General features: G+C 42.4%; 21 protein-coding genes. 9 read left to right on the forward strand and 12 right to left on the reverse strand.

What is annotated here, in order from left to right:
- Positions 1–24: 24 nt before the first annotated feature.
- Positions 25–1,086, reverse strand: coding sequence for a M24 family metallopeptidase (locus tag HMPREF2613_RS08855; RefSeq protein WP_070480060.1), 1,062 nt, complete (start codon positions 1,084–1,086; stop codon positions 25–27).
- The gene (uvrA, locus tag HMPREF2613_RS08860) at positions 1,079–3,910 is read right to left on the reverse strand and encodes an excinuclease ABC subunit UvrA (protein WP_070480061.1); all 2,832 of its coding nucleotides are present in this window, start codon (positions 3,908–3,910) and stop codon (positions 1,079–1,081) included. The genes HMPREF2613_RS08855 and uvrA overlap by 8 nt, the downstream gene beginning before the upstream one ends.
- 131 nt (positions 3,911–4,041) lie before the next feature.
- Between uvrA and HMPREF2613_RS08865 the strand changes: the two genes are divergently transcribed.
- The 4 genes from HMPREF2613_RS08865 to HMPREF2613_RS08880 all read left to right on the forward strand — a co-directional run bounded on the left by HMPREF2613_RS08865 (position 4,042) and on the right by HMPREF2613_RS08880 (position 7,219).
- A complete protein-coding gene (locus HMPREF2613_RS08865) occupies positions 4,042–4,986 on the forward strand; it encodes a magnesium transporter CorA family protein (protein ID WP_000815623.1) in 945 nt (314 codons plus the stop codon).
- An 11-nt stretch (positions 4,987–4,997) separates the two neighbouring features.
- On the forward strand, positions 4,998–5,675 hold the full coding sequence (locus HMPREF2613_RS08870; protein WP_049515517.1) for a DUF1129 domain-containing protein: 678 nt from the start codon (positions 4,998–5,000) through the stop codon (positions 5,673–5,675).
- Between the two features lie 140 nt (positions 5,676–5,815).
- Positions 5,816–6,850 (forward strand): S66 family peptidase, encoded by a 1,035-nt coding sequence (locus HMPREF2613_RS08875; protein WP_070480062.1) that lies wholly within the window; start codon positions 5,816–5,818, stop codon positions 6,848–6,850.
- Positions 6,851–6,955: 105 nt separating this feature from the next.
- Positions 6,956–7,219: a SemiSWEET family transporter gene (locus tag HMPREF2613_RS08880; RefSeq protein ID WP_070480063.1), complete on the forward strand. Its 264-nt coding sequence runs from the start codon at positions 6,956–6,958 to the stop codon at positions 7,217–7,219.
- An 84-nt stretch (positions 7,220–7,303) separates the two neighbouring features.
- Here HMPREF2613_RS08880 and HMPREF2613_RS08885 read toward each other — a convergent pair whose 3' ends face one another.
- Genes HMPREF2613_RS08885 through mutL form a run of 3 tightly spaced genes read right to left on the reverse strand, consistent with a single transcriptional unit; the run spans position 7,304 to position 10,435 of the window.
- A complete protein-coding gene (locus HMPREF2613_RS08885; protein WP_070480064.1) occupies positions 7,304–7,867 on the reverse strand; it encodes a DNA-3-methyladenine glycosylase I in 564 nt (187 codons plus the stop codon).
- Between the two features lie 9 nt (positions 7,868–7,876).
- A complete protein-coding gene (ruvA, locus tag HMPREF2613_RS08890; protein ID WP_070480065.1) occupies positions 7,877–8,470 on the reverse strand; it encodes a Holliday junction branch migration protein RuvA in 594 nt (197 codons plus the stop codon).
- 15 nt (positions 8,471–8,485) lie between these two features.
- On the reverse strand, positions 8,486–10,435 hold the full coding sequence (gene mutL / locus HMPREF2613_RS08895) for a DNA mismatch repair endonuclease MutL (RefSeq protein WP_070480066.1): 1,950 nt from the start codon (positions 10,433–10,435) through the stop codon (positions 8,486–8,488).
- A 206-nt stretch (positions 10,436–10,641) separates the two neighbouring features.
- Here mutL and HMPREF2613_RS08900 point away from each other — a divergent pair, with 206 nt between their 5' ends.
- A complete protein-coding gene (locus HMPREF2613_RS08900; RefSeq protein ID WP_070480067.1) occupies positions 10,642–11,082 on the forward strand; it encodes a LytTR family DNA-binding domain-containing protein in 441 nt (146 codons plus the stop codon).
- On the forward strand, positions 11,079–11,537 hold the full coding sequence (locus HMPREF2613_RS08905; protein ID WP_070480068.1) for a DUF3021 domain-containing protein: 459 nt from the start codon (positions 11,079–11,081) through the stop codon (positions 11,535–11,537). Before HMPREF2613_RS08900 ends, HMPREF2613_RS08905 begins: the two co-directional genes overlap by 4 nt.
- A gap of 40 nt (positions 11,538–11,577) precedes the next feature.
- Here the strand turns inward: HMPREF2613_RS08905 and mutS are convergent, their stop codons facing one another.
- Together mutS and argR are read right to left on the reverse strand one after the other, a co-directional pair.
- Positions 11,578–14,112: a DNA mismatch repair protein MutS gene (mutS, locus tag HMPREF2613_RS08910; RefSeq protein WP_070480069.1), complete on the reverse strand. Its 2,535-nt coding sequence runs from the start codon at positions 14,110–14,112 to the stop codon at positions 11,578–11,580.
- Between the two features lie 50 nt (positions 14,113–14,162).
- Positions 14,163–14,609 (reverse strand): arginine repressor, encoded by a 447-nt coding sequence (argR, locus tag HMPREF2613_RS08915; protein ID WP_001231476.1) that lies wholly within the window; start codon positions 14,607–14,609, stop codon positions 14,163–14,165.
- Positions 14,610–14,744: 135 nt separating this feature from the next.
- Between argR and argS the strand changes: the two genes are divergently transcribed.
- Both argS and HMPREF2613_RS08925 read left to right on the forward strand, forming a co-directional pair.
- A complete protein-coding gene (gene argS, locus HMPREF2613_RS08920; RefSeq protein ID WP_070480070.1) occupies positions 14,745–16,436 on the forward strand; it encodes an arginine--tRNA ligase in 1,692 nt (563 codons plus the stop codon).
- Positions 16,437–16,570: 134 nt separating this feature from the next.
- Positions 16,571–16,816: a hypothetical protein gene (locus tag HMPREF2613_RS08925; RefSeq protein ID WP_042751768.1), complete on the forward strand. Its 246-nt coding sequence runs from the start codon at positions 16,571–16,573 to the stop codon at positions 16,814–16,816.
- A gap of 166 nt (positions 16,817–16,982) precedes the next feature.
- Here HMPREF2613_RS08925 and nrdI read toward each other — a convergent pair whose 3' ends face one another.
- The 5 genes from nrdI to HMPREF2613_RS08950 all read right to left on the reverse strand — a co-directional run bounded on the left by nrdI (position 16,983) and on the right by HMPREF2613_RS08950 (position 21,675).
- Positions 16,983–17,447 carry a class Ib ribonucleoside-diphosphate reductase assembly flavoprotein NrdI gene (gene nrdI / locus HMPREF2613_RS08930; protein WP_020901834.1) on the reverse strand — a complete coding sequence of 155 codons (465 nt, stop codon included), beginning with the start codon at positions 17,445–17,447 and terminating at the stop codon, positions 16,983–16,985.
- 73 nt (positions 17,448–17,520) lie between these two features.
- Positions 17,521–18,054: an ABC transporter permease gene (locus tag HMPREF2613_RS08935; protein WP_049510498.1), complete on the reverse strand. Its 534-nt coding sequence runs from the start codon at positions 18,052–18,054 to the stop codon at positions 17,521–17,523.
- A 60-nt stretch (positions 18,055–18,114) separates the two neighbouring features.
- A complete protein-coding gene (locus HMPREF2613_RS08940; protein ID WP_070480071.1) occupies positions 18,115–19,401 on the reverse strand; it encodes a response regulator transcription factor in 1,287 nt (428 codons plus the stop codon).
- 11 nt (positions 19,402–19,412) lie between these two features.
- Entirely contained in the window at positions 19,413–21,083 is a 1,671-nt protein-coding gene (locus tag HMPREF2613_RS08945; protein WP_315940753.1) for a sensor histidine kinase, read from the reverse strand.
- On the reverse strand, positions 21,061–21,675 hold the full coding sequence (locus HMPREF2613_RS08950; RefSeq protein WP_070480072.1) for a YesL family protein: 615 nt from the start codon (positions 21,673–21,675) through the stop codon (positions 21,061–21,063). Before HMPREF2613_RS08950 ends, HMPREF2613_RS08945 begins: the two co-directional genes overlap by 23 nt.
- Positions 21,676–21,809: 134 nt before the next feature.
- On the opposite strand from HMPREF2613_RS08950, the gene HMPREF2613_RS08955 reads away from it, so the two are divergent.
- Entirely contained in the window at positions 21,810–22,379 is a 570-nt protein-coding gene (locus HMPREF2613_RS08955) for an MptD family putative ECF transporter S component (RefSeq protein ID WP_070480073.1), read from the forward strand.
- Positions 22,380–22,549 lie beyond the last annotated feature (170 nt).

The raw sequence follows: 22,549 nt of genomic DNA on the forward strand, positions 1-22,549 counted from the left end.
TCAATCATTTGAGTTGTTTAACTCTTAGATAACTATCAACTCTTTTGGAGCAAGGGTCAACAATTCACAACCTGTCTCTGTAATCAGGATATCATCCTCGATACGAACGCCATATTTGCCTTCGATATAGATACCTGGCTCATCTGTCAAGGCCATACCTGCCTTAATAGTTTCTGTAGAAGTCTGGCTAAAGTATGGTTCCTCATGAATATCCAGTCCAATACCGTGTCCGATACCGTGAGTAAAGTAGTCGCCATAACCTGCCTCAATGATAATATCACGAGGAATTTTGTCAAAGTCTCGGAAACTTAATCCTGCCTTAGCCTGGTCAATCAAGGCTTGGTTGGCTTTGAGAACCGTATTGTAAATCTCTGCCTGCTCATCGCTGACATGCCCCAGATAGATAGTCCGTGTCATATCACTGACATAGTGGTCATAAAGGCAACCGAAGTCCATAGTAATGGCTTCTCCCAATTCCACTGGTTTGTGCATTGGATGGGCATGGGGTTTAGAAGAATTGATACCGCTAGCTAGAATGGTGTCAAAAGACAAGCCAGATGCTCCCAACTCACGCATGCGGAAGTCAAGGAAGTTGGCAATCTCAATCTCAGTCTTTCCTGGTTTGATAAAGTCAAGTGCATCGCGGAAAGCTTGGTCTGATATAGAACAAGCCTTGCGAATAGCTGCAATCTCCGCTTCATCCTTAATCATTCGAAGACCTTCAACAAACTGAGTCTGTGGAAGCAAGTCAATTCCTTCAAAGGTTGCCTGCATACGGTGATAATAAGACACTGAAATCTCGTCCTCAAAACCGATTCGAGACAAGCCCATGTCCTTAACAATTCCTGCAATGACAGCCAATTCATCACGGTCAGCCACAATCTCAAAACCACTGGTTTCTTGCTTGGCTGCAATGATATAGCGAGAGTCTGTCACCAAGACCTGACGGTCACGGCTGATGAAGACTGTTCCGTTTGAGCCCCAAAAACCAGTCAGGTAATAGACGTTTTTAAGGTTATTGATGATGATGCCATCTAGTTCTTTTTCTTGCATTTTAGCTATAAATGCTTGTACACGTTTATTCATGATGTAACTTTCCTTTCAAATACTGTCCTGTGTAGCTGGCTTCGTTGGCCGCTACTTCTTCTGGAGTTCCTGTTGCGATGATGGTTCCACCACCGACACCACCTTCTGGACCTAGGTCAATGATATGGTCTGCAGTCTTAATAACATCTAGATTGTGCTCGATAACAAGGACTGTATTGCCATCGTCAACAAAGCGAGCTAAAACCTTAAGCAAGCGAGCGATATCCTCTGTATGGAGTCCTGTCGTTGGCTCATCCAGAATGTAGAAAGATTTTCCTGTCGATCGTTTGTGGAGTTCACTAGCCAACTTCATACGCTGGGCTTCTCCCCCAGAAAGAGTGGTAGCTGGTTGCCCTAGCGTTACATATCCCAATCCCACATCCTTGATGGTCTGAAGTTTACGTTGAATTTTAGGAATGTGTTGGAAGAATTCTACCGCATCGTTGACGGTCATGTCCAAGACCTGCGAAATATTTTTTTCCTTGTAGTGAACTTCTAGGGTCTCACTGTTGTAGCGGGTTCCGTGGCAGACTTCACAAGCCACATAAACATCTGGCAAGAAGTGCATCTCAATCTTGATGATCCCATCACCTGAGCAGGCTTCACAACGGCCACCCTTGACGTTGAAACTGAAACGCCCCTTCTTATAGCCTCGAATCTTGGCTTCATTTGTCTGAGCAAAAAGGTCACGTATATCGTCAAAAACTCCTGTATAGGTAGCTGGGTTGGACCTCGGCGTTCGTCCGATAGGACTTTGGTCAATGTCAATCAAGCGGTCTACATGCTCAATCCCTGTAATCGTCTTAAACTTACCAGGCTTGTCTGAATTACGGTTGAGCTTCTGGGCAATAGCTTTTTTGAGGATACTGTTGATCAAGGTCGATTTCCCTGAACCCGATACCCCTGTCACCGCGATGAATTTTCCTAGTGGGAAGCGAGCAGTGACATTTTGCAGGTTGTTCTCACGCGCTCCTGTCACTTCTATAAAACGACCATTTCCTACACGGCGCTCGTCTGGTACTGGAATGGCACGTTTGCCTGACAAGTACTGGCCTGTGATAGACTTACTGTTACGAGCTACCTGTTTAGGCGTACCTGCGGCAACAATCTCCCCACCAAAAACACCGGCACCGGGACCAACGTCAATCAGATAATCCGCCTCACGCATGGTATCTTCGTCATGTTCCACCACAATGAGTGTATTACCCAAGTCGCGCATCTTTTTGAGACTAGCAATCAGACGGTCATTGTCCCTCTGGTGAAGACCGATTGACGGCTCATCTAGAATATAAAGGACACCTGATAGGTTAGAACCAATCTGGGTTGCCAAGCGAATACGCTGGCTTTCCCCACCTGAAAGGGTTCCTGCTGAGCGAGACAGAGTCAGATAGTTAAGACCCACGTTATTAAGGAAGGTCAAACGATCCTTGATTTCCTTGAGAATGGGACGAGCGATGATGGCTTCATTTTCAGACAAGGTCAGCTGGCTCACCAAGTCTAAGTGGTCTGCGATAGACAGGTCTGAAATTTCTCCGATATGTGGCCCTTGCTCGCCACCCACACGGACAGACAAGGCTTGGTCGTTGAGACGATAGCCGCGACATGTTCCGCAGGTCAGCTCATTCATGTAGAGACGCATCTGGGTGCGCGTGTAATCGCTGTTTGTCTCGTGATAGCGACGCTTGATATTATTGACAACTCCCTCAAACGGAATGTCGATATCGCGCACACCACCAAATTCATTCTCATAGTGGAAATGGAATTCCTTGCCATCAGAACCATATAGAATCAAGTTTTTAGCTTCTTCTGACAAGTCCTCAAAAGGCTTATCCATATCCACTCCAAAAGCTGTCATGGCTTGTTCCAGCATGTTTGGATAGTAGTTGGATGAGATAGGATTCCAAGGCGCCAAGGCTCCCTCGCGTAGCGTTTTGCTGGCATCTGGCACTACCAAATCAGTATCCACCTCCAGCTTGATACCCAAACCATCACACTCACTACAAGAACCAAAAGGAGCATTGAAGGAGAAGAGACGAGGCTCTAACTCTGGTACAGTAAAACCACAAACTGGACAGGCATAATGCTCAGAGAAGAGCAATTCCGAATCGTCCATGGTATCAATAATCACATAACCTTCAGCGATACGAAGGGCAGCCTCAATAGAATCAAAGAGACGACTACGGATACCCTCCTTGATGACAATACGGTCAACCACAACATCAATATTGTGTTGCTTGCTCTTGGACAACTCTGGCACTTCGGTCACATCATAGACTTCCCCATCCACACGGACACGAACATAACCGTCTTTCTGAACCTTCTCGATAACACTCTTATGTTGGCCTTTTTTCTTACGGATAACCGGAGCTAAAATTTGCAGACGTTGGCGTTCAGGTAACTCCAAAACCTTATCCACGATTTGCTCCACAGAAGAAGCCTTGATAGCTCCATGCCCGTTGATACAGTAAGGCGTCCCCACACGCGCGTAGAGGAGACGCAGATAGTCATTGATTTCAGTCGTTGTTCCCACCGTCGAGCGAGGGTTTTTGCTGGTGGTTTTCTGGTCGATAGAAATAGCTGGGCTGAGACCATCAATGGCATCTACATCTGGTTTTTCCATATTGCCCAAAAACTGGCGAGCGTAGGCTGACAAACTCTCCACATAGCGACGTTGTCCCTCCGCATAGAGGGTATCAAAGGCCAGACTGGATTTCCCTGAACCTGACAAACCAGTCACGACAACCAGCTTGTCTCGTGGAATCTCCACATCAATATTTTTTAAATTATGGGCACGCGCCCCATGAATGACAATTTTATCTTGCATTTTTGTTCTTTCTAGTCCATTATTGCTTACCATTATACCAAAAAAAGTGAGATTCTATTACCCAAAAGGCCGATTTTGTAGTATAATAGTACGGTGTGAAAAAATCTGAAAAATGAGAAAGGATAAGGGATATGAAACAAGTTTTTCTCTCTACAACAACTGAATTTAAAGAGATCGATACACTTGAACCGGGTACTTGGATCAATCTCGTCAATCCGACTCAAAATGAATCACTCGAAATCGCTAACGCCTTCGATATCGATATTGCCGATCTTCGAGCACCGCTCGATGCGGAAGAAATGTCTCGTATTACCATTGAAGACGAGTATACCCTGATTATCGTAGACGTGCCGGTCACAGAAGAAAGAAATAATCGCACTTACTACGTAACCATCCCGCTTGGTATTATCATCACAGAAGAAACCATTATCACTACTTGTTTGGAACCATTACCGGTCCTCGATGTCTTTATCAACCGTCGATTGCGTAATTTCTACACCTTCATGCGTTCGCGTTTTATCTTCCAGATTCTCTATCGCAATGCAGAACTTTACCTAACAGCCCTTCGTTCAATCGACCGTAAGAGTGAACAAATCGAAAGTCAACTGCATCAATCAACTCGTAATGAAGAATTGATTGAGCTCATGGAATTGGAAAAAACCATCGTCTATTTCAAGGCCTCCCTCAAAACAAATGAGCGCGTGATTAAGAAATTGACCAGCTCAACCAGCAATATCAAGAAATACCTTGAGGACGAAGACCTGCTTGAAGACACCCTGATTGAAACCCAACAGGCCATCGAGATGGCAGACATTTACGGAAATGTCTTGCATTCTATGACAGAGACCTTCGCCTCTATCATTTCTAACAACCAGAACAACATCATGAAAACCTTGGCCCTTGTGACCATCGTCATGTCCATCCCAACCATGGTCTTTTCTGCCTACGGGATGAACTTTAAAGATAATGAAATCCCCCTAAACGGTGAGCCAAATGCCTTCTGGTTAATCGTCTTTATCGCCTTCGCTATGAGTGTCTCGCTCACTCTCTATCTCATCCATAAAAAATGGTTCTAAGAGGAGTTCCTATGTCTCAGATTGATCTACAAAAATTAACAAAGAAAAACCAAGAGTTTATCCACATCGCTACCCAACAATTCATCAAAGATGGGAAAACAGATGCTGAAATTAAGGCTATTTTTGAGGAAGTTATTCCCCAAATCCTTGAGGAGCAAGCCAAGGGTACGACTGCTCGTTCCCTCTATGGCGCACCGACCCACTGGGCTCATAGTTTCACTGTCAAGGAACAATATGAAAAAGAGCATCCAAAAGAAAATGATGATCCAAAACTCATGATTATGGACTCAGCTCTTTTCATCACTAGCCTCTTTGCCCTCGTCAGCGCCCTCACAACTTTCTTTGCGGCAGATCAAGCTTTCGGCTATGGATTTGTCACTCTCCTATTAGTTGGACTGGTTGGAGGATTTGCCTTCTACTTGATGTACTACTTTGTTTACCAGTATTATGGACCAGACATGGATCGCAGTCAACGTCCACCTTTTTGGAAATCTGTACTGGTTATCCTAGTTTCTATGTTTCTTTGGTTGCTTGTCTTCTTTGCAACAAGCTTCCTACCAGCTAGCCTTAACCCAGTATTGGCTCCAGTGCCACTGGCTATTATCGGAGCAGCCCTACTAGCCCTTCGCTTCTATCTCAAGAAACGCTTGAATATCCGCAGCGCAAGTGCAGGACCAACACGTTATTAAGAAGAATGATAAAAGCAACTGCAGGTGCGGTTGCTTTTTTACTACTTTCTTGATTTAAAAGCATTCTTCTGAAATCCCACATAGCTCTATCTAATCTTTTGTGATAAAATAGGCTCAATCTATTTCTAGGAGGATAAAATATGATTTCTACTATTGGTATTGTTAGTTTATCTAGTGGCATTATCGGAGAGGACTTTGTCAAACACGAAGTGGACTTGGGTGTCCAACGTCTCAAGGATCTGGGACTCAATCCTATCTTTTTGCCCCATTCGCTAAAAGGCTTAGACTTTATCAAGGACCATCCTGAGGCGCGTGCAGAGGATTTGATGCAGGCCTTTTCGGACGATAGCATTGACATGATCCTCTGTGCTATCGGTGGAGACGATACCTATCGCTTACTACCTTATCTTTTTGAAAATGATCAACTACATGAAGTTATCAAACAAAAGATTTTTCTTGGCTTCTCGGATACAACCATGAACCATCTCATGTTGCATAAACTAGGAATCAAGACTTTTTATGGCCAATCCTTTTTAGCTGACATTTGTGAATTAGACAAAGAGATGTTGCCCTATAGCCTTCACTATTTCAAAGAATTGATTGAGACGGGAAGAATCTCGGAAATCTGCCCTAGTGACGTTTGGTATGAGGAACGAACTGATTTTAGTCCCAAGGCTCTGGGAACACCTCGCATCAGTCATGAAAATACTGGTTTTGACTTGTTACAAGGAACTGCCCAGTTCGAGGGGGAAATCCTCGGCGGTTGCCTCGAATCCCTCTACGATATCTTTGACAACTCTCGATATGCAGATAGCACGGAGCTCTGCCAAAAATACAAACTTTTCCCTGACTTGTCAGACTGGGAAGGAAAAATCCTCTTGCTAGAGACAAGCGAAGGAAAGCCTGAACCAGAAGACTTCAAAAAGATGTTGCAGACTTTAAAGAACACTGGTATATTCGAGGTCATCAGTGGACTCTTGGTCGGAAAACCTATGGATGAAACTTTCTATGACGACTATAAAGAGGCACTATTGGATATTATTGACAGCAACATCCCGATTGTCTATAATCTGAATATCGGACACGCAACTCCAAGAGCCATTGTTCCCTTCGGAGTCTACGCCCACGTAGATGCAAAGGAGCAAATCATTCGCTTTGACTATAACAAAAAATAAATAGTTTCTCTATTTTTGTGCTTTTGTATTGGTTTTCGTTACAATTTGTATCTGAATTTATTGCATTTCGCTAATTTCTATGATATCCTTTTGAAGGAGGTGTATATGACAAAACAAAAAATTAATCGAATCGTAGGTTCTATTGGTGCCTTTATTGGAATTATAGTATTTATTGCCTACATACCTCAAATTATCGCTAATTTACAGGGAAATAAAGCTCAACCATTTCAACCTTTATCAGCTGCTATATCTTGCTTAATCTGGGTTATTTATGGATGGACAAAAGAACCTAAGAAGGATTGGATACTAATCATTCCAAATTCAGTCGGTGTTATTTTAGGTGGAATCACTTTTTTGACTTCACTCTAACAAATCTAATAGTATATATAAAAAGCTGGGAAAAATTTCTCAGCTTTTTTCTATATTCTCAGATATTCTAGTTACCTATACTCACTAATTGCTGCTTTTCCACTCACAATCATTCTCGTGGTCATCAACTAGCCCTGCAGCCTGTAGAAAAGACAAGACGGCAACTGGGCCTGTGAACTTGAAACCTCGTTTTTTGAGATCTTTGGCCAATTTCTCAGACAAGGGTATTTTAGCTGGGGCTTGGCGATAATCGGGAACATTGTTAACGATCGTTTTCCCCTCAACAAAAGACCAAAGATAGGCATCAAAAGAGCCATAGTCTTCCTGTAGTCGTAGAAAGGCTTGGGCGTTAGCGCGTGTAGCAAAAATCTTGGCTCTGTTTCGGATGATAGCTGGATTATCCAGCAAGGCTTCCAATTCGGTGTCGGTCATGTCTGCCACCGCTTGAATTTGATAGCCATGAAAGGCTTCTCGGAAAGCTTGGCGTTTGTTGAGCACCGTTTCCCAAGACAGACCTGCCTGATAGGTTTCCATGCACAACAACTCAAACAATGCTTGGTCATCATGGAGGGGCTGCCCCCACTCCTCATCATGGTAGGCGATGTAGAGCGGATTGGTCATCTTGACCCACGAACAACGTTTTGTCATGCTCTGCTCCTATTTGACCAACATCTTAAGGGCCGACTTGATATAGTTCTCAGCTGTATCTGTCGTTCCTTCAAAGAATTTCTTGATTTTCTTGAGCTCGGTCGCCTTGTAGCCCAGAGCCAACATGGCTTCCATGGCTTCTTCCAGTTCTTGGTTTTCAGCGCTAGCTTGCACTGCCACCTTGGCAGGAAGATCATCTCCTGAAACTACTACCTTACCTTCCAAGTCCAGCACCATCTGCTGGGCTGTTTTCTTACCAATTTTAGGGAACTTAGTCAAGTAGGTGATGTTCTTGGTTTCAATGGCTTGAACCAAGCCAGCATTGTCATCAGCAGCGATAATAGCAAGAGCTGATACAGGACCAATCCCAGAGACCGAAATCAGACTGAGAAAGAGCTTTTTCTCGTCTTCTGTGCGAAATCCATAGAGCAGATGAGCGTCCTCACGCACAACCTGATGCACATAAATTTGAGCTTCTTGGTTGATCTGACCTGAATAGGCATAAGGATTGGCCACATGCAGGATATAACCGATACCGTTGGTTTCAAGAACAATGTATTTAGCAGTAATTTTGGTAATGATTCCTTTTAAATATTCGTACATAGTTTTCCTTTTAGTTTAATATTTCCCCAACTCACGGAGACTGGTGTGATTTTCCTGAATACGTCGGAACATCTTTTCCATATCCGACTTTGTAAAATGCACCAAAACAGGACGTCCGTGGGGACAGTTATAGGGATTATCACATTGAGAGAGCTGATAGAGGAGCTGTCTAGCCGAATGGTCGTCAATACGATGGTTGGCCTTGATAGACCGTTTGCAGGACATCATAATAGCCAACTCTGCTCGGTATTTCTTGATAGAAACTTCCTTGGTCAAAAGGAGCATGTCGCACATCTCATAGATGCCTGATTCAATCTCTTCTTCTGCCATCCAAATAGGATGTTCACGTAAGATGAATTGATTTTCCCCGTACTCTGCTAGAAAGACACCCACTTCCTCCAAAAGAGGCATTCTTTCCTTGAGACGAAGGGCATCATCCGCTGGAAATTCAAAGATGTAGGGCACTAGGAGTTGCTGCTGGCTCTGGTCAACATCGCCTATGCTTTCACGGTATTCCTCGTACTTGACCCGTTCCTGAGCCGCATGCTGGTCTATGATGTAGAGCCCATCTCGCCCTTGGGCAAAGAGATAAGTCCCGTGCATTTGTCCGAAAAATTCCAACTCTGGGAAGCTGGATGATTCTTCTCGCTCCAGCTTGTCATAAGCCTTATCAAGACTGGCTAAATCTAGCTCTGGATGGTCTAGTTGGTCATAGTTAGCAGGCTTTCTCTCTGCAAAGTGCAGTTTTGCTGGCTTGGTCAATTGATCCAAGGTTTCCTTGGCAAACAAGGTCAAGTCTTGTCCTGCATCAGTCAATTCCACCTGATAATCAGCTACTTCAGCTTGACTAGGTCTTGTCGGCTCTGTTTGGTCATAATAGAGAGTATTTTCTTTGAGGGGGAGAATGGTCTGCTCCACCTTCTCACGATTGCGCACAGTCGATTTAGCAAGATTTTCCAAGGCATCAGGTATCAAAGTTTGCTCCTTGAGACTATTAGAAATAGCTTCTGAGACCAGGGTCATCAGTTCTTTTTCCTTGGAAATCCGCACCTCTTGCTTGGTTGGATGCACATTGACATCCGCTAGATAGGGGTCGATATGGATGTGAATGACAGCCAGTGGAAAACGGCCTACCATGAGCTTGCTACCATAGCCGTCAAGAATTGCACGGTTGAGTAGAAAGTTCTTGATATAACGGCCATTGATGAAAAGGCTGATATAATTGCGATTGGCCCGAGTTAACTCAGGCAAGGACACAAAACCTGAAATTTCGAAATCTAAGTCAGAGTTCTCAATTTCAATCATCTTCTTGGCACTCACCAAACCGTAAATCCCTGCGATAGCTTGACGCAATTGACCTGTTCCCGCTGTTCGTGTCATTTCCTTGCCATCACTGATTAAACTAAACGAAATTTCAGGATGGGCCAAGCCCAGACGGTTGACAATATCAATGATATGAGACAACTCGGCTTGCTGGCTCTTCATATACTTAAGGCGGGCAGGCGTGTTGAAAAAGAGGTCCTCCACACAAACCTTGGTTCCCACTGGACTGGTCGCTGGGATGACTTCCTCAACTTCTCCCCCACGCGCGACGAGCTTGGTTCCATGACTTGCACCATCCATCGCCGTCAAAAGGGTCAAAACGCTGACGGATGCGATAGAAGGCAGGGCTTCACCACGAAAACCAAGCGTCCGAATTCGAAAGAGGTCTGCTTGATTTTTTATCTTACTGGTCGCATGGCGACGCAAGGCCAATTCCACCTCATCGTGGGCAATTCCATGACCATTATCTGTAATTTGAATTTTCTTGAGACCAGCTTCCTCAATCTCAATGATAATCTGACTAGAGCCCGCGTCAATGGCATTTTCTACCAACTCCTTAACAACGCTAGCAGGACGTTCAATGACCTCCCCAGCTGCAATCTGGTTTGCCAGCACCTCTGGCAATTCAATAATATGAGACATCTTTCAGCCCCTTTCCGTATCTATTTTCCTAGAAATTTATTAGTGCTATTATACCATATTTCAGATAGGACAGAAAAGCAAGCGCCATATAGAAGCCAAATTCCTCCACATAGACAAAGTCCCTTGCCAGGTGTCGTAAAATAGTGTTTAATAAAGGTGTACAAGAAGTGATCACAATTTTGTATGAAAAACAAGGAGAGAAATTTATGAAAGTAGAACTACAGATTAGTGAGACTTACAAGGAGGAAAAACTGATTGTCCAAGCACCTCAGCCGACAGATAAAGTCCAGAAAGTCATCGAGTTCGCAGAAAATCTTGACCAAAAAGAAACAATCAAAGGAAAGATTGATGATCAAGTCTATCTAGTTAAGATTGGTAAGATACAACGCTTCTATATCGAGAATCGGAAAGTTCTAGCAGAAACCGCGAGTCAGACCTACAGCATTGATTTTCGACTCTATCAGGTCCTTGAAATTCTGCCAACAACTTTTATCCAAATTTCCCAATCAGAAATCATCAATATCAACTCCATCTCCCATCTCAAGCTAACTCACAACGGTCTAGTAGAAATCTTTCTAAAAAACGAAAGTTTCACCTACTCTTCACGCCGTTACCTAAAAACCATCAAGGAGAAATTAGAACTATGAAAAAACAAGTATTTAACGATGCAGCTGCCGGTGTTCTTATCGGCCTCATCCTCTCTATCATCTTTTCACTCATTTATGCACCAAATACCTACGCACCACTAAGTTCCGACTCTCTCATCGGACAAATGATGGCTCAACATCAGGTTCACGGTGCCCTGGTCTTGCTCTACTGCACTCTTATATGGGCAGCCATCGGTATTCTCTTCAACTTTGGAAAGCGATTATTCAGCCGTGACTGGAGCTTTCTCCGTGCGACGCTTTCCCATTTCTTCCTCATGCTGGCTGGCTTTGTCCCACTAGCAACTCTGGCAGGTTGGTTCCCCTTCCACTGGATTTTCTATCTCCAACTCATTATCGAGTTTGCGATTGTCTACCTCATCATTTGGACTATTTCCTATAAAAGAGCATCAAAAAAAGTAGACCATATCAATCAACTCTTGGAGCATAGAAAGTAAGAGCAATATCCCACTCACAAATGCATGAGTGGGATTATTTTTATAGTTTCTGTTTTAACTCAACCAAAACATTCATAGCCTGCATAGGTGTCATATTGTAAATATCCAGTTTAGCTAATTCTGCTAGGATAGGATGTTCTTCAGTCGTATCAAATAGTGAAATCTGTTCAGTGACAGCACTTGTTTGTTTCATAGGAGCAGGACTTTCTGTCCCTTGATTCTCTAACTGAGTCAAAATCTTATCCGCCCTTGCTAAAAGGTCTGCTGGCAAACCAGCAATCTTGGCAACATGGATACCGTAGGATTTATCAGCTGGACCTAGTTCAATCTTGTGAAGGAAGGTGACCTGTCCACCCTGCTCCAAGGTTGCCACGTGGACATTGATCAAGTGTTCCAAGCTAGACTCCAGACTAGTCAACTCATGGTAGTGGGTCGCAAAGAGGGTCTTGGCTCCAATGTGATCATGAATGTATTCAATAATGGACTGGGCCAAGGCCATTCCATCATAGGTTGCAGTTCCTCGACCTAATTCATCAAAAAGAATCAAGGAATTCTTGGTCGCATGCGAAATGGCATTGTTGGCCTCCATCATCTCCACCATAAAGGTTGACTGACCTGAAACCAAGTCATCTGCTGCTCCGATACGGGTAAAAATCGCATCAAAAATCGGTAAATGGGCACTTTCTGCTGGCACATAAGAGCCTAGCTGGGCCATAACTGCCGTCATAGCTAGCTGACGCATGTAGGTTGACTTCCCACTCATGTTGGGCCCTGTAATCAGTTGGATACTGGTATCTTCTGCCATCTGAATCGTATTGGGAATATAGGTCTGAGCCCCCATGACCTTTTCGACGACAGCATGGCGCCCTTTATGGATATCAATCCGCGAATCATCTCCAAACTCAGGTCGAATCAAATGCTGGGTTTCAGCAACAACTGCCAGACTTTGCAAGACATCAACGGTCGCAATTCCTTGAGCTAAAGCCTGCAAACGCTGGATGTACTTGCTGACCTCTTCACGAATGCGCATAAAAATTTCGTACTCTAGGTTAGCTGACTTCTCACGCGCCTCCAACATATCGCCCTCGATACGGGCCAATTCTTCGGTTCCAAAACGTTCTGAGTTTTTCAGCGTCGCCTTGCGGAAAAAGTGAGCAGGCACATTTCCCAGTTGTGAATTGGTCACATGGAAATAGTAGCCATCCTTTTTATTATAGTCAATCTTGAGCGTGCTGATGCCAGAGTTTTCTCTCTCCTTAGCCTCAATCTCAGCAATCCAGCTAGTCCCTTCTCTGAGAACGCGACGGTACTTGTCTAAAGTCTCATCAAATCCAGTGCGGATAATACCACCTTCCGTAATCACATGAGGAGCTTCAGGAGCAATCGCTGCGCTAATCAAACTCTCTAACTCAGGGATTCCATCCAGTTGTTCGATGAGATAGGCCAGAGCAAGTTGCTCCATTCCTTCTAAAATCGCACGAATCCGTGGCACACTAGACAAGGTGGTCGCCAACTGCAAGAGATCCTTAGGATTGGTTTTGCCAAAAGAAACCCGACTAGCCAAGCGCTCAATGTCATAAACACCCTTGAGACTATCTGTCAAATCACTGCGCTCAAAGAAATGGTCGAGAAAGACCTGCACCACTTCTTGACGTTGGATAATTCGTTCCTTATCAATCAAGGGGCGATGAATCCAAGACCGCAAGAGACGCATACCCATAGCCGTCTTGGTTTCATCCAAAAGCCAGAAAAGACTTCCTTGTTTCTTACCTGAGCGAGCATTCTCAACCAAATCCAGACTAGCCTTGGTCGCATAATCCATCTGCAAGAAATCCTTGATTTCATAGCGGATAACAGGCTTGAGGTGGTTCAATTCTCTCATCTGAGTCCGATGGACATACTGGAGCAACTTACTAGATGCCGCTTGCTCCACAGCTGCCAATCGTGAATCCAGTAAATGAATATCCTCAAAACCTTCTTTCTCATGGGAAAGCACCAGATTCATCTGACGACTAAGGATTTGTTCTTCTTCATCAGACAAGTCATAACCCAGCACCACTTCTCGAGCCTTGAGATTACGGATTTCCCCACAAACCAGCGTGAAATCCAATAAACCTGTCACATAAAAGTCACCGGTCACCAGGTCCATATAAGCTAGACCAAATTGATTGCCTTCGCGGTCTATAGCAACCAAAAAATTATTCTGACTGTCCGGCTTACTGCTATCAACCATTGTTCCTGGCGTAATGACCTGAACAACCTCTCGTTTAACAACCCCAACTGCTTGTTTCGGATCTTCCATCTGCTCTGCGATAGCTACCTTATAGCCCTGCTCAATCAAGACATCAATGTACTGTTGGGCAGAATGATAGGGGACACCCGCCATAGGAATCGGATTGTCGGCATTCTTGTTACGACTCGTTAAGGAAATTTCCAGAATCTGCGCAGCATTGACCGCATCCTCATAAAATAATTCATAAAAATCACCCATCCGAAAGAGCAAAAAAGCATCTGGATATTGCTTTTTAATATCCACATACTGTTGCATGCCGGGTGATAGCTTTTCTGTCGTCATTGTCCGTCTCTCCTTGTCAAAAATAAGTCTTGAGAGCAACTCCCAAGACCTTACTTATCTTTCATCAAATCTAGCAAACGATCTTCCATGAGTTTGGCAACGTGCTGGTCTCGACAAATGACCAATAAGGTATTGGCACCAGCAACTGTTCCTAAAATCCATTCATCCTTGTTTGCATCTACAATATTTGCCAAAACAGAGGCTTCTCCCAATTTGGTATGAAGCACCAAGGTAAACTCTGCTCTTGCAACACCTTCTAAATGATGAGACAAAAATTCCACCAAATCAATCTTTTCTGTCTCATTTGCTAGTACATAATACACCATATCATTTTTCTTGACCTTGGTCAAGCCGATTTCGCGCAAATCACGAGACAAGGTTGTCTGCGTCACAAAGACATTGTGCGCCTCCAACCGATCTTGAATTTCTTTTTGTGTACTTAATTTCTCCTCAGTAATCATTTTTTTTATTAACTGATGACGATCTCTTTTTCTCATAAAATCCTCTTATATGCATATTTATAACTAATTTTATAACTATATTATACCAAAAAAACAGGAGATTTCAAAAATTTTTTCTTCTTTCTTTAAAATTGTGATAAAATAGTAGAAAAGTCCAAAAAGGAGCTCTTAATGAATACAAAAGAATTGATTGCTAGCGAGTTGGCTAGCGTCATTGATAGCCTGGACCAAGAGGCTATTTTAAATTTACTGGAAACCCCTAAAAACTCAGAAATGGGAGACATCGCTTTCCCTGCTTTTTCTCTTGCAAAAGTCGAACGTAAAGCACCTCAAATGATTGCTGCTGAACTGGCTGAAAAAATTAACAGCCAAGCCTTTGAAAAGGTTGTCGCAACAGGACCTTACGTTAACTTTTTCCTTGATAAATCTGCCATCTCTGCTCAAGTATTGCAAGCTGTTATCACGGAAAAAGAACACTATGCTGATCAAAACATTGGTAAACAAGAAAATGTTGTGATCGACATGTCTAGTCCTAATATCGCTAAACCATTTTCTATTGGTCATCTACGTTCAACTGTTATCGGAGATAGTCTATCACATATTTTCCAAAAAATCGGTTATCAAACGGTCAAGGTCAACCACTTGGGTGACTGGGGTAAACAGTTTGGGATGTTGATTGTTGCCTACAAAAAATGGGGCGACGAAGAAGCTGTAAAAGCTCATCCAATTGATGAACTTCTTAAACTCTATGTCCGCATCAACGCTGAAGCTGAAAATGACCCTAGCTTGGATGAAGAAGCACGCGAATGGTTCCGTAAACTTGAAAATGGAGACGAGGAAGCTCTCGCTCTTTGGCAATGGTTCCGTGATGAAAGTTTGGTGGAATTTAACCGCCTTTACAATGAATTGCAGGTTGAATTTGACAGCTATAACGGAGAAGCCTTCTACAACGATAAGATGGATGCAGTTGTAGACATTCTTTCTGAAAAAGGACTTCTTGTTGAGTCAGAAGGTGCCCAAGTTGTGAATCTTGAGAAATATGGAATTGAACATCCAGCCCTTATCAAGAAATCGGATGGTGCAACTCTCTATATCACTCGTGACTTGGCTGCAGCCCTTTACCGTAAAAATGAATACCAATTTGCCAAATCTATCTATGTCGTTGGCCAAGAACAATCTGCCCACTTTAAACAGCTCAAAGCCGTCTTGCAAGAAATGGGCTACGACTGGAGTGACGACATTACTCACGTTCCTTTTGGTTTGGTTACAAAAGAAGGAAAAAAACTCTCTACTCGTAAAGGGAATGTCATCTTGCTAGAGCCTACTGTTGCAGAGGCTGTTAGCCGTGCCAAGACCCAAATCGAGGCTAAAAATCCTGAACTAGAAAACAAAGACCAGGTAGCGCATGCTGTTGGTGTTGGAGCCATTAAATTCTATGACCTCAAGACCGACCGTACAAATGGATACGACTTCGACCTAGAAGCTATGGTATCCTTCGAGGGTGAAACTGGACCTTATGTTCAATACGCCTACGCTCGTATTCAATCTATCTTACGCAAAGCGGATTTCAAACCAGAAACAGCTGGCAACTATAGCTTGAATGATGCTGAAAGTTGGGAAATCATCAAACTCATCCAAGACTTCCCACGTATTATCAACCGTGCGGCGGATAACTTTGAACCTTCTATCATTGCTAAATTTGCAATTAGCCTGGCTCAAGCCTTTAACAAATACTATGCACATACGCGCATCTTGGATGAAAGCCCAGAACGCGACAGCCGTCTAGCCCTTAGCTACGCAACCGCAGTCGTTCTCAAAGAAGCACTTCGCTTGCTTGGAGTAGAAGCACCTGAGAAGATGTGATTCAGTTCTAACAATTGGAACTAAAGTTCCTAATTGTTAGAACTGAATCACTAGTAAAGACACTTGCCTAAACGCCTCACTAAACTAATTCAATCTACTCACTACTACTTCTTTATCATACAGGGAGATATCCTATGAGCCAATATGCTTATATCCTCGTTGTGATTAGCTTGGTTTTCCTTTTTCTGCTTAATAAGTACGAGAAGGAGAGACTGCAAAAACTCTACCAAGAACAACTTTTAAAGGATGAAACATTTAGGTCTGACATCAAAGAGAAAATTCACACGACTGAAAACATCAATGATGTCATTGCTTACATCAATAAAACTTATCATCTAGGAATGTTGCTATCAAAAGACATTACAGATCAATTGAAATAATCAAAAACCGAGAAGAAAGCTTCTCGGTTTTTTTAGGGCATAATTTTTATCTTCCAACTATAGCAAATAACATTTATATTAAAAATTTTATAGGTAATTTTCATCTCTGCTATAGAGGGGGATATAATAAGTTCTTTCTTCTAATGATTGAAAGATTGGTTTCAGCTTAACTTTCCAACTCATACAAATCTGCGATAATCGCTGCGACACGTTTGATATCTCCCAGCATACCTCGCATTTCAAAATCAGCCAATACAGGGAAGCCAAAACGTTGACTATATTGCTTGGCTGTCAGGCAGTATTGGTTATTAAAGTTACGATTTCCTGAACCAACCACACCAAAACACTTACTAGCATTGTCACCATAGGCGATAAAATCTCCCACTGGTGTCGTCAAAATCTCGACATCTCCGTTATCCACGCCATTCCCACCTTCTAGGTAAGTCGGCAAAAAAGCAACATAGGGATGGTCCATTTCATAGAAATCTTGGCCTTCTTTGACCAAATCCTTGATATGAATCTTTTGAACCTCAATTCCCTCGTACTGGGACAAGAGATAGTCTTTTAAGCGCGTCACAAAACTCTCCGTATTTCCGCTCAGACTGATGTAGACCAAGGAAACTTTTTTCATGTTCTCCTCCTTTTTTTAAATCATAAAAAATAACTACCAAGATTGTATCTTGATAGTTATGCTTTGTCAACTCTTAGGCAAGTTCTTCCTCTTCTTGAGTTTCTGTCAATTCTTTTTGCTGACGCCACATTTTATAGAAGACGATTGCTAGGAAGATAACATTGAGTACGATCCCAAAAATAGCAGAACCTTTGGCACCAAGCTCCGCTCCTATACGGATGTTAGGGTCTGTAAAAAGTAAAACCGCATCCTGAACGCCGATAAAGTTGTAGATAGAACCAACGATGGCAACGAAGACATAAGCAAGATAAGTATAGTTAGCCAATTGGATGTTTTTACGAACAAGGAAAACCAAAGACACAACCACCAGAATAACAGATAAGACAACCAAGAGAATGTTGAAGATAGAATGACCATGCTCCGATACCTTAATGGTGTAAGCAACGAGCTCCTTAGCATAAGTAGCATTAACACCTGATGCTGATGTTTCTAGATTGTTCATACCCTCCGCAGTAGGTACTGGAGATATGATTCCAAATAGTGACATTGCTGAGAGTAAGGCTGAAAAAATCAGTAATACCCATAGATAGATTGGTTTCTTTTTCATAATAGAACCTCCTGATATTATTATCGATATTATAGCACTTTTTGTAAAGGGATACAAATATTATAGTGTGGTTTCCACCTGTTTTCGGTAGGCTTTTGGCGATTTTCCGCACAATTTTCGGAACACTTTATAGAAATATCCAACATTACTGTAACCAACAGCATAACAAATATCTTCAATACTGTCACTAGTTGAAAGCAAGAGCTGCTGGGCAGCCTTAATGCGTTGTTTATTTAGTAACTCTGCGAAGGTCGAATTGGTTTCACGCTTAATCAACTGTCCCAGATAAACAGGATTGATAAAGAGATCCTTACTGATATCCTTGAGAGAAAGTTCTTTCTGATAATCACTCCCAATGACTTCTAGCACACTAACCACATTTTCATTCATCCGATATTGTCCAAAGAATCGAGTCAGAGTTTCCTTGATATAAGGAACCAATTCATCGAAGGTTTGAATAGCATGAATCGTTTTGACAATATCCGTCATATCATCAGCTTTGAGATGTTCAAACAAGTGAAAGACATCCATGACAAACTGGATAAAAAGCTGCTTGGTAATTGGAACACGGGGTGTATTTTCAAGAACTACCTTCTCCAAGAGATTTAACTCTTCTACGATTTGATTAAGATTTCCCTGAATGATAACCCTATAAATCGGTTCGTAATAGGCAAAGAGACTCTCAGACTGTTGTAGATTTACAGAACCGTAAAAGAGGGCTTTCTCAGCATTCAACTTCCAGCGTTCAAAGTGTTCTTGATAAGGAGCTTCAAAGGGAGTAACGACTAAACCATCTAGGGGTTTATCAGAAATAAAAATCTGCCAGTCTTGACCCAAGACATAGTAGGGAATGGTAAAAGATCCTTGTTTTTCCTTGGATAGGCCTATCCACCAATTCTCCTCACCTCCTAGATAACTAACAAATCCAGCCTCATCTAAATCTTGACTAAGGGTCTGACTTTTCTTTCCTCTCTCGCCGAGCTGACCTGCAATCTTCTCCAGCAGATTTCCCAACTCTACCTTATCAACAGGTTTGACCAAATAGTCCACCACACTAAGGTTCATGGCTCTTTTTACATAATCAAACTCCTGATAACCCGAGAGAAGGATATAGGCAATATCTGGTAAGATTTCTTTCATCTCCCGAATCATATCAAGCCCTGTTTTATCGGGCATATTGACATCTGAAATGATGACATCGACAGGATTTTCCTGAACATATTCTAGGGCTTCATCGGCATGACTGGCTGTTGCGACGACCTCCATATCCCACTTATCAAAGGGAATCAAACGTTTCAGACCTTCTGTCACCATGTACTCATCATCTACTAATAATACTTTATACATTTTCTCCCTTTCTACTCATCTTGAATTGTAATACGATACTGAACACCTGCTTGCTCCGCAGACTCTATAGTAATGGCATAGCGGTCCCCAAAATAGAGCACAAAACGCTCATGTACATTGACAATCCCGATAGACTGCTTTTGATCACTGTAACTGGCTTGGTGTTCAAAATGTCTCTGCCTTAATTTTTCTCGGATATTTGCCAGTTTTTCAGCCGACATACCACGGCCATTATCGACCACTAAAATTTCCACAAAACCATCCTGTTTAAGAGCCTTGATACTAATCACATTATCTGTCCGTCTATGGTCAACACCATGCGCGAAATAGTTTTCTACCAGCGGTTGCAAGGTAAACTTAGGAATTTTCATATTCTCTAGCTCTGGGTCTATCTTGAAACCATAGGCAATGGACTTGGGATAGCGAACCATGCAGAGATAGCTGTATTTACGACAAAATTCTAATTCCTGTTTGAGAAGGGTCTCTCTTTCGTCGGAAATATTGTTACGCAAGAGACTACTGAATTCATAAATGATATCTGCCAACTCATCTTGACTTTGCATAACTGCATACATACGCAAAAACTCCAGCGTATTATACATAAAATGAGGATTGATTTGAGCCTGTAAGGCTCGCATATTGGCATCCTTTTGACTAAGCTCTAACTGATAAATATCATGGATATTCTTTTCTAATCGATCCAACATATCATTGGTCGTCTCCGCGATTAGGAGCAATTCCTGATCCTTTTCAAGCGTATCAATGCGAAGACCTTCTTGCCCTTGGGCAATAGCTTGGATGGAATCCACCAAATCCACTACCTGCTTTTGATAATTAGCAAAAGTCTGCCTCAAAGTCAGATAGAGAATGACAATAAAGAGAAGGCTCAAACCCACAATCAAAGCAGAGCTAGCCACTGTTCCTTGTAAAACAAAGTTTTTAGGAACTGCCACCTGAACCTGATATCCATGAGAAGTCATACCAACAAACCAGTTCTCATGTTCCCTATTGACCCTCTCACCAATATGAAAAATCTCCGTATCAAATGGTGATGTCACAGTAACAGCCATCGGAATATGACCTCGGGTATTGTCAATAGCATGGTATAAAACTTCTGGATCCAAGGAGATGTAAATCACTCCTATAGATTGATCCGTTGCTGGGTCCAGAACTGGAATTCCAAAACTATTGACCTCTGGTTTAAAGGCCTCAGCAGGCAAGATATGACCACTTCTTTTATCCCTTGTTGACACATAAACTTCTTTAAAATCCTGCAAGACGATTGCAACACCCGTTATATAGTCATTTTGTACATAAAGATCATCAATATTTTCATACAGCGAAATAGAAGTTGACGAAGCCGCTTGATGCTCCAACAGCCAATAAAAATACTCAGATGTTGATAGACTAAAATACTTATAAACCCCTTGTATACGGTCTTGATTGGCTACTAAATCTTGCGCTAGCTGGGCTGACTCGCGATAATAATACTCCACCTCATCGACTGTTCGAGTGGTTACACGCTGGGCTACTCTTTGAGCTTCCTTTTCCCGTGAATCCCAGTCAGCGTATGAGAGTAAGATTGCAAAACTCGCAATAATAATCATCATAACTGAACTGTAGGTTCTCAGAAGCGTATGTAGCCAAAACTGCTTCATTCTATTTTGTCGCCAATTTTTCATGGATACTTTCATAGACCGGTTCCAACATATCACTGATAAAGAAATGCCACATCCCAATTCCTACAAAGAAAAGCAGGGCAGGCATATAGTAGCCAATTGCCACAAGTAGCACTGTCCCAAGAAGAACCTTGGCCACAGCTGCTAGACTCATAAAAATGCCAATCAAGGATAGTTTGAGACTATTTCGATAGGACAAATCAAAATAAACTTGTAATTTCAAAGATACTGTATAGGCCAAAAAGAGCAGGGCAACTACTAGAACATTCAAAAAGGTCGCAATCAAATGAATAATAGTCTGATGAGGCAATTGAACCAAGAGATACAGGCCATAGACCAAAACTAGATCCACCCCTAAAAAGCTATAGAAAATCCGGTTGCTTGAGACGAAATTTTGCTTATAAAGAGACCACGCCTCCTTCAAACTGTATTCCCGAAAGCTATAACCATGTTCTGCATATAGGCTCATCAAGGTGGCACTAGCCGGCGCTAGACCAAGGATAATCCCTCCTGCCAATGTTAATAGCCAAAAGAAGGCTGTCGCAATCATCCCTAAAAAGAAACGATTAAAGACAAAGTCTAAAAATCTACCCATGATATCCCCCTAAAAATAACTATGAAACTATTATATCATATTTCAAGCGTTTTCAAAAACTTCTAGTATCCATTTACAATCCCATAAAACCGTGGTACAATGAGAATTGTGAAAAAATTATCAGGAGACAATTCATGAAAAAATCTATCTTAACTACACTGCTTTTTGCAGTTCTTTACTTCCTCTGCATGGGGATTGGTGTCCTTTTGGGCAATTTCTTTGACCAAGCTGGAAACATGTTTTATGCGCCTGCCTTTACTGCCCTTTTCGGCGGTAGCGTCTATATGATCCTAGTCGCAAAAGTTCCGCGCTTTGGAGCCATTACCACTATCGGCCTTGTCATTGCCCTCTTTTTCTTGGGAACTAAACACGGTGCCGGTGCCTTCCTTCCTGGAATTATCTGTGGTCTCCTAGCAGATGCAGTAGCTAGCCTCGGAAAATACAAGGACCAAACTAAGAATTTTCTTTCTTTCATACTCTTTGCCTTTAGCACATCAGGACCAATCCTAATCATGTGGATTGCGCCCAAAGCCTATATGGCAACCCTTCTAGCAAGAGGAAAATCCCAAGAATATATCGACCGTATCATGGTTGCGCCAAACCCTGGAACCATCCTTCTATTTATCGCAAGTATTGTCATCGGAGCCCTAGTGGGTGCCTTGATTGGACAAGCCTTGAGTAAAAAATTTGCACAAAAAATCTAGTCAATAAAAAAGAGCCACACGGCTCTTTTTATTTATGACTCAAGACTTAGTCAAGAAATCTCCCAAGAATTGGATTGCAAAGATAATCAAAATGATAATGATAGTCGCCAATATGGTCACATCGTGATTGTAAGGGTTAATACTCAATGAAAATCAAAGAGCAAACTAGG

The organism is Streptococcus sp. HMSC070B10, assembly GCF_001808665.1.
In the GTDB taxonomy this organism is placed as follows: Bacteria; Bacillota; Bacilli; order Lactobacillales; family Streptococcaceae; genus Streptococcus.

Coding starts and splice junctions, on each gene's coding strand:
- HMPREF2613_RS08855 (WP_070480060.1), bottom strand. CDS start 1,086: ATGAATAAACGTGTACAAGCATTTATAGCTAAAATGCAAGAAAAAGAA.
- uvrA (WP_070480061.1), bottom strand. CDS start 3,910: ATGCAAGATAAAATTGTCATTCATGGGGCGCGTGCCCATAATTTAAAA.
- HMPREF2613_RS08865 (WP_000815623.1), top strand. CDS start 4,042: ATGAAACAAGTTTTTCTCTCTACAACAACTGAATTTAAAGAGATCGAT.
- HMPREF2613_RS08870 (WP_049515517.1), top strand. CDS start 4,998: ATGTCTCAGATTGATCTACAAAAATTAACAAAGAAAAACCAAGAGTTT.
- HMPREF2613_RS08875 (WP_070480062.1), top strand. CDS start 5,816: ATGATTTCTACTATTGGTATTGTTAGTTTATCTAGTGGCATTATCGGA.
- HMPREF2613_RS08880 (WP_070480063.1), top strand. CDS start 6,956: ATGACAAAACAAAAAATTAATCGAATCGTAGGTTCTATTGGTGCCTTT.
- HMPREF2613_RS08885 (WP_070480064.1), bottom strand. CDS start 7,867: ATGACAAAACGTTGTTCGTGGGTCAAGATGACCAATCCGCTCTACATC.
- ruvA (WP_070480065.1), bottom strand. CDS start 8,470: ATGTACGAATATTTAAAAGGAATCATTACCAAAATTACTGCTAAATAC.
- mutL (WP_070480066.1), bottom strand. CDS start 10,435: ATGTCTCATATTATTGAATTGCCAGAGGTGCTGGCAAACCAGATTGCA.
- HMPREF2613_RS08900 (WP_070480067.1), top strand. CDS start 10,642: ATGAAAGTAGAACTACAGATTAGTGAGACTTACAAGGAGGAAAAACTG.
- HMPREF2613_RS08905 (WP_070480068.1), top strand. CDS start 11,079: ATGAAAAAACAAGTATTTAACGATGCAGCTGCCGGTGTTCTTATCGGC.
- mutS (WP_070480069.1), bottom strand. CDS start 14,112: ATGACGACAGAAAAGCTATCACCCGGCATGCAACAGTATGTGGATATT.
- argR (WP_001231476.1), bottom strand. CDS start 14,609: ATGAGAAAAAGAGATCGTCATCAGTTAATAAAAAAAATGATTACTGAG.
- argS (WP_070480070.1), top strand. CDS start 14,745: ATGAATACAAAAGAATTGATTGCTAGCGAGTTGGCTAGCGTCATTGAT.
- HMPREF2613_RS08925 (WP_042751768.1), top strand. CDS start 16,571: ATGAGCCAATATGCTTATATCCTCGTTGTGATTAGCTTGGTTTTCCTT.
- nrdI (WP_020901834.1), bottom strand. CDS start 17,447: ATGAAAAAAGTTTCCTTGGTCTACATCAGTCTGAGCGGAAATACGGAG.
- HMPREF2613_RS08935 (WP_049510498.1), bottom strand. CDS start 18,054: ATGAAAAAGAAACCAATCTATCTATGGGTATTACTGATTTTTTCAGCC.
- HMPREF2613_RS08940 (WP_070480071.1), bottom strand. CDS start 19,401: ATGTATAAAGTATTATTAGTAGATGATGAGTACATGGTGACAGAAGGT.
- HMPREF2613_RS08945 (WP_315940753.1), bottom strand. CDS start 21,083: ATGAAAAATTGGCGACAAAATAGAATGAAGCAGTTTTGGCTACATACG.
- HMPREF2613_RS08950 (WP_070480072.1), bottom strand. CDS start 21,675: ATGGGTAGATTTTTAGACTTTGTCTTTAATCGTTTCTTTTTAGGGATG.
- HMPREF2613_RS08955 (WP_070480073.1), top strand. CDS start 21,810: ATGAAAAAATCTATCTTAACTACACTGCTTTTTGCAGTTCTTTACTTC.